This is a genomic window from Microbacterium sp. 22242, assembly GCF_052045495.1.
In the GTDB taxonomy this organism is placed as follows: domain Bacteria; phylum Actinomycetota; class Actinomycetes; order Actinomycetales; family Microbacteriaceae; genus Microbacterium.
Map to the genome: position 1 here is coordinate 23,972 of NZ_JBQEOZ010000016.1, position 11,545 is coordinate 35,516.

Below are 11,545 nucleotides of genomic sequence, written 5' to 3' on the forward strand. Positions count from 1 at the left end.
CAGAATGATGACGTTCTCCCGCACGACCCTCCGACTGAGCACCGCGGCCCTCGCCGCGGGCGCCCTGCTCGCCCTCACCGCCTGCTCGTCCGGCACTGCCGCCGCCAAGCCCGACAAGCCGATCGAGGTCCCCGGCACGAGCGCCAAGGGAAACGCGCACATGAATGATCTGTACGACAAAGCGCTCGCCGACAAGAAGACGGATCTCGTGGTCTACGGTCCGAGCGCGTCGTCGCAGAAGGCGCTGTTCAAGGCGTTCACGGACCGGTTCCCCGGGATCAAGGTCCTGCCGCAGGACCAGCCGGATGCTCAGAGCATCACCAAGATCGAGACGGAGGCGCAGAGCGGAAACCGGATCGCCGACGTGTACGACGGCGGAGAGTCGCCGCAGGTCGCGGCCAAGCCGGACCTGTGCACCAAGGCCGACGTGCAGACCGCACCGGCCGGGTTCGAGATCCCGACCGCCTACGACGGCCGCCTCACCTACTACGCGATGCGCTACTTCGTCTTCGTCTACAACACCGACCTGGTCAAGAAGGACGAGGCGCCGAAGAACTGGAAGGATCTGCTCGACCCGAAGTGGAAGGGCAAGATCACCGTCGGCGACCCGACCGTGCCAGGAGGGATCCGCTACATCCTCACCTCGCTGATGGTGCCGGAGAGCGCTGACAAGTGGGGCAAGCCGTACATCGAGGCGCTCGCCAAGCAGGATGTGCAGTTCGCCCAGTCCGAGCCGAACGTCCCCGCGGACGTCGCGAGCGGGCGGTTCCCGATCGGCATCGCGGTGTACCAGGGCTTCTACGAGGATGTGAAGGCGAAGGGCGGTCCGATCGCCGACGTGTTCCCGCTGGACGACGGCGGCAACTTCATGTCCCGCACCGGCATGTGCGTGGTGAACAAGGCCCCGCACGCGGACGCCGCGCAGCTGTACATCAACTGGCTGTACTCGCCCGAGGGTCAGAAGGCGCTCGCCGAGAAGAACGACTCGTACGGCTGGACACCCGACGCCCCCGGTCCTTCGGGTGCGCCGGCGCTCGGCAAGCTCGGACGCCTGCCGTTCTCCAACCCCGACCCGAACTTCAACCAGCCCTACTTCGACTTCATCAACGCCCAGTTCAAGAAGTAGGCGCGCGAGCGCGCGTACCCCCGACGAGAGAGCACTGATCGGCATGACTGAAGTCCAGGTTTCAGGACTGACCAAGCGCTACGGCGGCAAGACCGCTCTGCACGGATTGGATCTGACGATCCGCTCCGGAGAGTTCGTCACCCTGCTCGGCCCCTCGGGCTGCGGCAAGACGACGACGCTGCGGTGCCTGGCAGGTCTCGAGCGTCCCACCGGCGGACGCATCAGCATGGGCGATCGGATCGTCGTCGACACCGACCGGCGTACGTTCGTGCCGGCCGACAAGCGCAAGGTGGGCATGGTGTTCCAGAGCTACGCGCTCTGGCCGCACATGAGCGTGGCGGAGAACGTCGCGTACCCGCTGAAGGTCGCGCGGGTCGCGGCGGCTGAGCGTCGCCGGCGTGTCGACGACCTGCTCTCCGCGGTGGGGCTCGCGGACTTCGGCAAGCGACCGGTGACCGCTCTGTCGGGCGGCCAGCAGCAGCGGGTGGCACTCGCCCGCGCTCTGGCCGCCCGGCCGGGCATCATCTTCTACGACGAGCCGCTCTCCAACCTCGATTCCAAGCTGCGCTATCAGATGGGCCAGCAGGTCCGCGCGCTGCACAACCAGTTCGAGACGACCTCGGTCTACGTCACGCACGACCAGGAGGAGGCGATCACGCTCTCCGATCGGATCGTCGTGATGAACGATGGCGCGATCGTGCAGGATGGCACGCCGAGCGACCTATACGACCGCCCGAACTCGGCGTACGTGGCCGACTTCATGGGTTTCCAGAACATCCTCCCCGGCAGGATCCTCGACGTCCGCGGCGGGATCGCCGACGTCCGAGTGGACGGCACGTCCCTCGTGATCTCGGGCACCGTGACCGACGACGCCGCAGCCGGGGACCGCGCCGACGTGGCGTTCCGCGCCGCGCACGCCCGGATCGTGCCCGGCGTCGATCCCGTGTCCAGTGCGGGCCGCTTCGCTGCGACGGTCGAGCGCACCACCTACCTCGGCAGCGCCGTGAACCTGCTCGTCCGCGCCGACCGGCTGCCGCTGCGGGTGCGCGTCGAAACGGGGGAGGGCGGACCGGAGTCGGCGCCCCGCCCCGGCGAGGAGTTCGGCTTCGCGGTCAACCCGGCGCGCGCCGTGGTGATCCCATACCGCGCGGCCGCGCCGTCCGAGAGCGACTACCTGACCACGATGACCGATGCGATCGTCGCCGCGCACTGAGCGGCCGAGGCCCGAGAACGATCGAAGCCTGAGAGGAAACCTCCGATGAGTGACCTGCCCACCCCCCGCTCCGACGCGCCGCGGATCCGCGAGCTCGCGGAGATCGGCGGCCGCTCCGACACCCGCGACGTGCTCGCCCACGCCACCAAGCAGGCCCGCGACGACTACGACGACTACTTCATCGTCGACATCGACGCCCACGTCTCGGAGGACCATTTCTGGGGCGAGGTGCTCGACCTGATCGACAACGATGTCTGGCGCGACCTCGGCATGAGCCAGTACGCGGGCTTCGCAGGCAACAACGCCCTGCTGAACATCCAGCCCGGCATGTCGCACCAGAGCGTCGGCGGCCGCATCGGCCACCAGGGTCGCAAGGAGCCCACCGAGGGCACCGAGGGGCACCCGTTCGTGACCGCCGCCCGGCGCGGCATGGACGCGATGGGGCTCGACTACCAGGTGGTCTTCCCGAGCGCGATGCTGCTGCTCGGGATGCACCCGCAGGACGAGGTCGAGGTCGTGCTGGGTCGTGCCTTCAACCGCTGGCTCACCGAGGTGATCCTGCCGCCGAACCCGCGCCTGAAGGGCATGCTCTATCTGCCGTACAACACCCCCGAGGTGTGCGAGGAGCTCGTCGAGAAGTACGCCGACGACGACGGCATCATCGGCTACACGGTGTGCTCGACGCGCAACAACCCGGTGCACTCCGACGTCTACACCCGGCTGTACAAGCTCATCGAGGACAGCGGCAAGCCGCTCGCCTTCCACTCCGGCTACCACTGGGGGGATCCGTCGTTCGCGCAGCTGAACCGCTTCCTCTCGATGCACGCGCTCTCGTTCACGCACTACAACCAGATCCACGTGACGAACTGGATCATCAACGCCATGCCGGAGCGCTTCCCGAAGCTCAAGATGGTGTGGGTGGAGAGCGGCCTGGCCTGGATCCCGTTCCTCATGCAGCGCCTCGACCACGAAGTGCTCATGCGGCCGAGCGAGGCCCCCGGCCTCAAGCGCCTGCCGAGCGAGTACATGAAGGAGATGTGGTACACGACCCAGCCCATGGAGCGCACCAACATGGAGCTGCTCGAGGCCACCATGAAGTCGTTCAACGCGGAGACGCAGCTGCTCTACTCATCCGACTGGCCGCACTGGGACTGGGACGCACCGTCCACGATCACCCGCCTGCCCTTCCTGTCCGAACAGGCCAAGCGCAACATCCTCGGGCTGAACGCCGCGCGCGTGTTCAACCTCCCCACCGACCGACAGAAGCCCTCCGCGGAGCGTGTGCTCCAGGAGCGACCCGGGATCTCCTGACATGACTGAGAACAGCACCATCACCGCCCCCGAGACCGCCGAGCTCTCCGCGGTCATCGCCCGCCTCGGCGAACTCGTGCAGCACGTGAGCGACGAGGAGCGCGGCGCCGAGGTCTCCGACGAGCAGATCGCCGACGTGCTCTATGCCGCCGCGCGACTCTTCTCCGCGAAGACGGACCGCGTCGGCAAGATCGCGTGGCCGATCCGCGCGGACGCGCTCAACGCGACCGAGACCGTGGTCCTCGTCACGGCGCTCCTGGACGCCGCCGACGTGAACCTCTTCGACATGGCGATCTGGTACCGGAGGGCCGAATGAGCGCGCAGGTCGTCCGCCGGGACGTCGTCGTCGCGAGCCTCGCCGACCTGCAGGAGCGCGAACGGATCGTCGTCGACGTGGACGGCACCGAGCTCGGCCTGTACTTCCACGCCGGCGAGGTGCGCGCATGGCACAACGTGTGCCCGCACCAGGGCGGCCCCGTCTGCCAGGGCAAGATCATGCCGCGCACCGTTCAGCTCGTGCGGGGCGAGGACGGGCTGAAGAGCGGCGGGCCGGGATTCCACCCTATGGACCGGAACATCGTGTGCCCCTGGCACGGCTTCGAGTTCGACGTCCTCACCGGCAAGCACCCCGCGGACCGCCGTGTCGGACTGCGCCCGATCCCGGTGCGCGTGGACGCCGACGACGTCATCGTCACGGTCTGACGCGGCGGACGAGCACCCAGCCCCGTCGTTCTGCGCCTCCCCGCACCCGGCTCGACGCGACCGCGTCGTCCGCGGACGCACAGGACGGCGGTCGTAGGCTGGAGGGATGAGCGACTATCTCGTCCGGCCTGCGCGGGCCGCCGACGTCCAGGGCATCTACGCACTCCTGGAGCCGCTCGTGGAACGACGCATCCTGCTCGGCAAGGACATCGCGGTGCTCTACGGCGCGGTGCAGGAGTTCGCGGTCGCCGAGTCGGACGGGGTCCTGATCGGGTGCGGCGCGCTGCACGTGATGTGGGAGGACCTCGGCGAGGTGCGCACGCTGCTCGTGCAGGACGGATGGAAGCGGCACGGCGTCGGCCGCGCGATCGTGGAACGGCTCGAGCAGAACGCGATCGGACTGGGCCTCAGCCGGCTGTTCTGCCTCACTTTCGAGGTCGACTTCTTCCAGCGGCGCGGCTTCTCGCCGATCGGCGAACAGGTCGTGGATCCCGACGTGTACACCCAGCTGCTGCGCAGCGGCGACGAGGGCGTCGCGGAGTTCCTGGACCTCGCTCACGTGAAGCCGAACACCCTCGGCAACACGCGGATGCTCAAGCAGCTGTAACTACCCTGGAATCATGACGCCCCGCCAGTCCGCCGCCGTGTACCGCCGACGACGGATGGTGGTGCTCGGCGTCGTCATCGTGGTGCTGGCGCTGCTGATCGCCCTGGTGTGGTCGCTGGTCGCCCGCGCAGGAGCCGGCACAGCGCCCAAGCCCGTCCTGACGACGTCCTCGCCGTCGCCCCGGGCGACCACGCCCGCGCCGACGACAGCTGCCCCGCCGAGCAGCACGCCGCCGCAGTCTCCGACACCGACCAGCACCGCGGACGCCGGCCCGGTCCCGTGCACGGCCGCCGACGTGCAGGTCAAAGCCGTCACCGATCACGACACCTACGCGGCGGATCAGAACCCGCAGCTGTCGATCTCGCTGACCAACAGCAGCAGCAAGGACTGCACGATGAACGTCGGCACCTCGAAGCAGGTGTTCACCATCACGAGCGGCAGCGACACCTGGTGGCGCTCCACGGACTGCCAGGAGAACCCGAGCGACGCGGTGCAGACGATCAAGGCCGGCGCCACGGTGAACAGCTCGGCGCCGGTCGTCTGGGACCGCACGCGATCGAGTGTGGACACGTGCAGCGCGACCGACCGACAGCGGGCGCCGGGCGGCGGGGCCGCCTACCAGCTGCGCGTCTCGATCGGCGGTTTCGAGAGTGCGGCGCCCGTGCAGTTCCTGCTCAATTGAGGGGAATCCGTCGCTATCGGGCGTCCTTTGGGATACCATAGAACACGGTCTTCGAGATCTCTGACGGATCGCCATCCCCAGTGGCATCGACACCCAGCGTCCCCAGCGCATCGTCGTCCGTCTCCGGAGACCTGAGGGCCTCCCCGGTCATCTGTCCCCAAGCGATGACCGAGGAGGCCCTCTCCTATGCTGGAACGATGGCCGTGAAGAAGGCGAAGAAGAAGGCGCCCGCGCCCGAGGCGTTCCGCTCTGAGGCGCTCGCCCTGGCACTCGAGAAGCAGGACATGGCCGCCGTCGCGCTGGCCCTGCGCCACGGCAACACGGTCGTCCCGCTGATCCGTCCTGGCGCGCGCGACGATCCGCTCGACGGCGGCGAGGTGTGGACGTACCGCGACCCGGCGACCGGCGAGGTCGCGCTGCTGCTGTTCAGCGACGCGACGCACAAGCCCGCCAACCTGCCGCCCGGTGTGGGCATCTACCCGCCCGCCTGGCTGCGGTCGTTCCTCACCGCCCACCGCGACGTGATCACGACCGTGTTCCTGGACATCGCCGGCCCGAACCCGATGCAGGCACCGCCGGACGAGCTGCTCCGGGCGCTGGAGGCGTGATCGCCTAGAACGCGGGGATCTCCTCCTCCAGACGGCGCGGCGCGCTGTGCGCCTTGACGTCGCCGAGAGCCCCGCGGAGGGTGGCGGAGCGGTCGTCGATCACGTGCGCGTAGCCGAGGCGGTTCGCCTCGGAGCGACGCTGGCCCGCCTGTGTGACCGGGCGGACCTCGCCCGCCAGGCTCAGCTCGCCCACCGCCGCGAGCGTTCGCGGCACGGCCTTGTCCGTGAGGGAGCCGGCGACGGCGATCGCGATCGCGAGGTCGGCCGCCGGTTCGGTGAATCGCACCCCGCCCACCGTGGAGACATACACGTCCTTGTCGCTCGTCTTGATCCCGGCGCGCCGTTCGAGCACCGCCAGCACCATCGCGACCCGGGAGGAGTCCAGCCCGTTCACGACGCGGCGGGGGTTCGGCGCCTGCGTCGGGATGGTCAGCGCCTGCACCTCGACCGGCATCGCCCGGCGGCCCTCGAGCGCGATCGCGACGCACGTGCCCGGCTCCGGCCTGCCGCGGGACAGGAACATGCTCGAGGGATCCGGCACCTCGGCGATCCCGGATCCGGTCATCTCGAAGCAGCCGACCTCGTCGGTCGGGCCGAACCGGTTCTTCAGCGCGCGGATGAACCGCAGCGAGGTCTGCCGGTCGCCTTCGAAGTGGCAGACGACGTCGACGAGATGCTCCAGGATCCGGGGTCCGGCGACCTGGCCGTCCTTCGTGACGTGCCCGACGAGCACGATCGGGAGACCCCGCTCCTTGGCGATGCGGATCAGCGCCGAGGCCACCTCGCGGACCTGCGCCGGCTGGCCGGCGGCGCCGTCGGACAGCGCGGAGGCGACGGTCTGCACGGAGTCGACGATCACGAGCTCGGGGGAGACCTCGTCGATGTGCCCGAGGATCGTGCCGAGGTCCGTCTCGGCGGCCAGGTACAGCTCGTCGTGCAGCGCCCCGGTCCGCTCCGCGCGCAACCGGACCTGCGCCGTGGACTCCTCGCCGCTCGCGTACAGCACGCGCCGGCCCGAGCGGGCGCCCGCGGCGGCCACCTCGAGCAGCAGCGTGGACTTGCCGACGCCCGGCTCTCCGCTGAGCAGGATGGCCGCGCCCGGGACGATCCCGCCGCCGAGCACGCGGTCGAACTCGGCCACGCCGCTCGAGCGCCGCGGCGACTCCTGCGAGGTCAGCGCAGTGATCGGCCGCGCCGACCTGCCAGCGGACGGAGCCACCGCCTCCACCCGGCGCACGATCCCGGTCTGCGCCGCCTGCTCGGCGACCGTGCCCCACTGCTGGCACTCCGCGCACCGTCCCACCCACTTCGCCGTCGTCCACCCGCACTCGGTGCAGACGTATGCGGGGGCCTGGGGTCTGCGGGTAGCCATGGCTTCAGGCTAGCCGCGACCGCCGACGTCGGTCGCCGGGCGCCGTCGTCTCGTGATGCCGTTCCTCGGTCAGGGGCCGCGGAGCGGGACGAAGGGCGCGACGGTACCCTCGGACCTATGCACGAGGAGAGCGCGCGATGAGCTACCGCACCGTCGAGGAGCAGCTGGAGCGGGTGCTCGCCGCCGTGCACCCACGCTCCGCGATGACCCTGCCGCTGGAGCGGGCCGCCGGATCCACCCTGGCCGCCGACGCCGTCGCGGTGAACCCGGTGCCGGCGTTCGACAACTCGGCCATGGACGGCTTCGCCGTGCGCTTCGCCGACGTCTCCGCCGCGCGCGAGGACGCCCCCGTGACGCTGACCGTGACCGCGGACGTCCCGGCGGGAAGCCCCGAGGACCCCCCGCTCGCGCCCGGCGAGGCGGTGCGGATCATGACAGGGGCGCCGCTGCCGTCCCAGGCGGACACCGTCGTGCCGTTCGAGGACACCGCCGGAGGGCTCGCCGACTCGCTGGATCGCGCGATCGTGCGCAGCGCCCCTGCGGCGGCGGGCGCGCACGTGCGGCGGGCGGGCGGTGACGCGGAGGCCGGGGCGATCGTGCTCGCGGCGGGCACTCTGCTCGGCGCCCGTCAGCTGTCTGCGCTGGCGTCGGCGGGCATCTGCGAGGTCGACGTGGTGCCGCGCCCGCGGGTCGCCGTGGTGTCGACCGGATCCGAGCTGGTCCCGCCCGGCGCTCCGCTGTCGCGCGGGCAGATCCCGGAGTCGAACTCGCTGCTGCTGGCGCAGCTCGCCGCCGAGGCCGGCGCGGAGGTCGTGCTGCGCGAGGTCGTCGGGGACGAGGGGAACGGGCCGGCCGAGGCCGCCGCCCGTGCCACCCGGCTCGGCGCCGACGTCGTGATCTTCTCCGGCGGCGTCAGCGCCGGCGCCTACGAGGCGGTGCGGCTCAGCCTGGGCGACGAGATGGAGTTCGTCTCGGTGGCGATGCAGCCGGGCAAACCGCAGGGCTTCGGCGTCACCGCGGAGGGGATGCTGCTGTTCGGCCTGCCCGGCAACCCGGTGAGCGCGGCGGTGTCGTTCGAGACGTTCGTGCGGCCGGCGCTGCTGCGCATGCAGGGGCGTCGTGAGATCCAGCGTCCGCGGCGCCGGCTCGCGGCGGGCGCCGACTGGCGCACATCGGCCGGCCGCCGTCAGTATCTGCCCGCGGTGATCGACGCGCACGGTCGGGTGGTTCCCGCCACCCGCGGCGGATCCGGATCGCACCTCACGGTGGGACTCGCCGCCGCGACGGCCTACGCGATCGTGCCCGCCGAGGTCGCGCAGGTGCGCGAGGGCGACCTCGTCGAGGTGATGGACCTCACGTGACGGTTCCGGGCGCCACGGGCGTCGCCGGCGTGATGCTGGTCGGAGGCCGTGCCCGGCGCATGGACGGCGCCGCCAAGCCGCTGCTGCTCCTCGGCGGGCGCTCGCTGCTGGCGCGCGGACGGACCGCGCTGGCCGATGCCGGGGTCTCGCCGATCGTGGCCGTGGGGCCGCGCGCCGAGGAGCCGGGGCTCGTCTGGGTGCGCGAGGATCCGCCCTTCGGCGGCCCCGTGGCGGCGATCGCGGCGGCACTGGCGCGGGATGAGCTCGCGCAGGCCGGGCGGATCCTGCTGCTCGCCGGCGATCTGATCCATCCGGACGCGGTCGTGCGCCGCCTGCTCGCCGCATCGGCCGAGGGCGCGGACAGCGTGGCCTTCGACGCGGACGGGCGGCCGCAGTGGCTCGCCGGCATCTACCGGACGACGAGGGTGCGCGCGGCGCTCGCCGCCCTCGGATCCCCGGCGGGCGCCTCCTGCCGCGCGCTGCTCGGGGGACTCGCGATCCGGTGGATCCCGGACCAGGATGGGATCACGGCCGACGTCGACAGCCCCGCCGACCTGGACCGAGCCCGCGCCGACCTCGAGGAGCACTCATGACGGACGATCGCACCCTTCCCCCCGAAGCGCTCGATGCGTGGGCGGCCGTGCTGCGCGAGCGATTCGGCCTCGCCGAGGAGGACGTTCCGATCACCCTGATCCTCGACCTCGCCCGCGACGTCGCGCAGGGGGTCGCCCGTCCGGCGGCGCCGTTCAGCGCCTTCGTCGCGGGTCTCGTCGCCGGGCGAGCGGGCGGAGCGCCCGGCGACGTCCGGGCCGCGGTCGCCGCGATCACCGGGCTCGCGCTCGCGTATCGACAGCCCGACGCCGGCTGAATCCGCCTCGCGAATCGTCTCCATCCGCAGGTCCTATCGCGGAGGGCGTTTTTCACGGCCCGCGCGCCGATCCCGGCCCCGCGCCGATGCGACCATGGACACATGGCCAGCGCCGGGCCCGTCTGCGGGCCGATCTCCAGCTGCTCGCGAGCGCGGATCCTGCACCGCGCGACGCGAGGCCGCCCGAGTGTCCGCGGATCTCTGGCCCCGGCCGGATCGGCGCCGGGCACCGCACTCGGATCGCGATCCGCGAACACAGGAGGCTCCGCGCATGGATTGGCTTGACCCGCTCGTCCTGTCCCGCTGGCAGTTCGGTCTCACGACCGTCTACCACTACCTGTTCGTGCCGCTCACGATCGGCATGGCCACCGTCACCGCGATCTTCCAGACCGCGTGGGTGCGCAGCGGGAAGATCGAGTACCTGCACCTGACCCGGTTCTTCTCGAAGATCTTCCTGATCAACTTCGCGATGGGCGTGGTCACCGGCATCGTGCAGGAGTTCCAGTTCGGCATGAACTGGTCGGACTACTCTCGCTTCGTCGGCGACGTGTTCGGCGCCCCACTCGCCTTCGAGGGCCTGCTGGCCTTCTTCCTCGAAGCCACCTTCATCGGGCTGTGGATCTTCGGCTGGGACAAGCTGCCGAAGCGGATCCACCTGCTCACGATCTGGGGCGTCGCGATCGGCACGATCCTGTCCGCCTACTTCATCATCGCGGCCAACGCGTTCATGCAGCACCCGGTCGGCTACACCTACAACGCGGCCACGAACCGCGCCGAGCTCACGGACTTCTGGGCGCTGCTGACGAACAAGGTCGCGCTCGCCGCGTTCCCGCACACGATCTTCGGCGCGTTCATGCTCGCGTCCGGCGTCGTGATCTCGGTCTCCGCTTGGCACGTGTCGCGCGGGCAGCACCTCGAGACCATGTGGAAGTCCCTGAAGTTCGGGCTGTGGGCGATCCTCGTCGCGACCGCCGGCGTCGTGCTCTCCGGCGACCAGCTGGGGCTCGCGATGGTGAGCACGCAGCCCATGAAGATGGCCGCCGCCGAGGCGATGTTCAATTCGAGCTGCGGCGCGGACGCCTCCTTCTCGCTCTTCTCGGTGGGCACGCCCGACGGCACGGGCGAGATCTGGTCGCTGCGGGTGCCGTACCTGCTCGCGTTCCTGTCGACGCACGACCTGAACGGCTGCGTCGAAGGCATCAACGACCTCAACGCCCAGTACGCGCAGCAGTTCGCCTCGACCGGCCTCACCGAGTTCAATCCGGTCCTCTGGGTGACGTACTGGGCGTTCCGGTGGATGATCGGCCTGGGCATGGCGCACGCCCTCGTCGCCCTCGCGGGGCTGTGGTTCACCCGGAAGGGGGCGAAGAAGCCCCCGGCGCGGTGGATGTGGACCGTCGCGATCTACTCGTTCCCGCTGTCGCTGGGCGCGAACATCGTGGGCTGGGTGTTCACCGAGATGGGCCGGCAGCCCTGGATCGTGTTCAGCCTGATGACGACCAAGAACGGCGTCTCGCCGGGGGTGAGCGGCGTGGAGGTGCTCATCTCGCTGATCTCCTTCACCGCCATCTACGCGGCGCTCGCCGTCGTCGAGGTCGGCCTCATCGTGAAGACCGCGAAGAAGGGACCCGACACCACCGAGACGCACGACGAGGACGCGCCGGTCGCGTCGGTCGTCTACTGAGGAAGCACGGA

General features: G+C 70.5%; 13 protein-coding genes. 12 read left to right on the forward strand and 1 reads right to left on the reverse strand.

Annotated elements, in window-relative coordinates; translation table 11 throughout:
• Nucleotides 1–7 precede the first annotated feature (7 nt).
• From ACTJJZ_RS15100 to ACTJJZ_RS15135, 8 genes are all read left to right on the forward strand, one after another.
• Nucleotides 8–1,126, forward strand: a complete 1,119-nt coding sequence (locus ACTJJZ_RS15100; protein ID WP_440722014.1) for an ABC transporter substrate-binding protein — start codon at nucleotides 8–10, stop codon at nucleotides 1,124–1,126.
• Nucleotides 1,127–1,169: 43 nt separating this feature from the next.
• Nucleotides 1,170–2,339 carry an ABC transporter ATP-binding protein gene (locus ACTJJZ_RS15105; RefSeq protein ID WP_440722015.1) on the forward strand — a complete coding sequence of 390 codons (1,170 nt, stop codon included), beginning with the start codon at nucleotides 1,170–1,172 and terminating at the stop codon, nucleotides 2,337–2,339.
• A 45-nt stretch (nucleotides 2,340–2,384) separates the two neighbouring features.
• Nucleotides 2,385–3,650 (forward strand): amidohydrolase family protein, encoded by a 1,266-nt coding sequence (locus tag ACTJJZ_RS15110; protein ID WP_440722016.1) that lies wholly within the window; start codon nucleotides 2,385–2,387, stop codon nucleotides 3,648–3,650.
• A gap of 1 nt (nucleotide 3,651) precedes the next feature.
• Nucleotides 3,652–3,966 (forward strand): hypothetical protein, encoded by a 315-nt coding sequence (locus ACTJJZ_RS15115; protein WP_440722017.1) that lies wholly within the window; start codon nucleotides 3,652–3,654, stop codon nucleotides 3,964–3,966.
• Nucleotides 3,963–4,352, forward strand: a complete 390-nt coding sequence (locus ACTJJZ_RS15120; RefSeq protein ID WP_440722018.1) for a Rieske (2Fe-2S) protein — start codon at nucleotides 3,963–3,965, stop codon at nucleotides 4,350–4,352. The genes ACTJJZ_RS15115 and ACTJJZ_RS15120 overlap by 4 nt, the downstream gene beginning before the upstream one ends.
• A gap of 106 nt (nucleotides 4,353–4,458) precedes the next feature.
• Entirely contained in the window at nucleotides 4,459–4,959 is a 501-nt protein-coding gene (locus ACTJJZ_RS15125; RefSeq protein ID WP_440722019.1) for an amino-acid N-acetyltransferase, read from the forward strand.
• A 13-nt stretch (nucleotides 4,960–4,972) separates the two neighbouring features.
• Complete coding sequence (locus ACTJJZ_RS15130; RefSeq protein WP_440722020.1) at nucleotides 4,973–5,641, forward strand: hypothetical protein; 669 nt, start codon at nucleotides 4,973–4,975, stop codon at nucleotides 5,639–5,641.
• A 197-nt stretch (nucleotides 5,642–5,838) separates the two neighbouring features.
• Nucleotides 5,839–6,249, forward strand: a complete 411-nt coding sequence (locus tag ACTJJZ_RS15135; RefSeq protein ID WP_440722021.1) for a dehydrogenase — start codon at nucleotides 5,839–5,841, stop codon at nucleotides 6,247–6,249.
• 4 nt (nucleotides 6,250–6,253) lie between these two features.
• Here the strand turns inward: ACTJJZ_RS15135 and radA are convergent, their stop codons facing one another.
• Complete coding sequence (gene radA, locus ACTJJZ_RS15140) at nucleotides 6,254–7,621, reverse strand: DNA repair protein RadA (RefSeq protein ID WP_440722022.1); 1,368 nt, start codon at nucleotides 7,619–7,621, stop codon at nucleotides 6,254–6,256.
• 137 nt (nucleotides 7,622–7,758) lie between these two features.
• Between radA and ACTJJZ_RS15145 the strand changes: the two genes are divergently transcribed.
• The 4 genes from ACTJJZ_RS15145 to ACTJJZ_RS15160 all read left to right on the forward strand — a co-directional run bounded on the left by ACTJJZ_RS15145 (nucleotide 7,759) and on the right by ACTJJZ_RS15160 (nucleotide 11,534).
• Nucleotides 7,759–8,982, forward strand: a complete 1,224-nt coding sequence (locus ACTJJZ_RS15145) for a molybdopterin molybdotransferase MoeA (RefSeq protein WP_440722023.1) — start codon at nucleotides 7,759–7,761, stop codon at nucleotides 8,980–8,982.
• Nucleotides 8,979–9,575, forward strand: a complete 597-nt coding sequence (gene mobA, locus ACTJJZ_RS15150) for a molybdenum cofactor guanylyltransferase (protein ID WP_440722024.1) — start codon at nucleotides 8,979–8,981, stop codon at nucleotides 9,573–9,575. Before ACTJJZ_RS15145 ends, mobA begins: the two co-directional genes overlap by 4 nt.
• Nucleotides 9,572–9,850: a DUF6457 domain-containing protein gene (locus ACTJJZ_RS15155; RefSeq protein ID WP_440722025.1), complete on the forward strand. Its 279-nt coding sequence runs from the start codon at nucleotides 9,572–9,574 to the stop codon at nucleotides 9,848–9,850. Before mobA ends, ACTJJZ_RS15155 begins: the two co-directional genes overlap by 4 nt.
• A 271-nt stretch (nucleotides 9,851–10,121) precedes the next feature.
• Nucleotides 10,122–11,534 carry a cytochrome ubiquinol oxidase subunit I gene (locus ACTJJZ_RS15160; protein ID WP_440722026.1) on the forward strand — a complete coding sequence of 471 codons (1,413 nt, stop codon included), beginning with the start codon at nucleotides 10,122–10,124 and terminating at the stop codon, nucleotides 11,532–11,534.
• Nucleotides 11,535–11,545 lie beyond the last annotated feature (11 nt).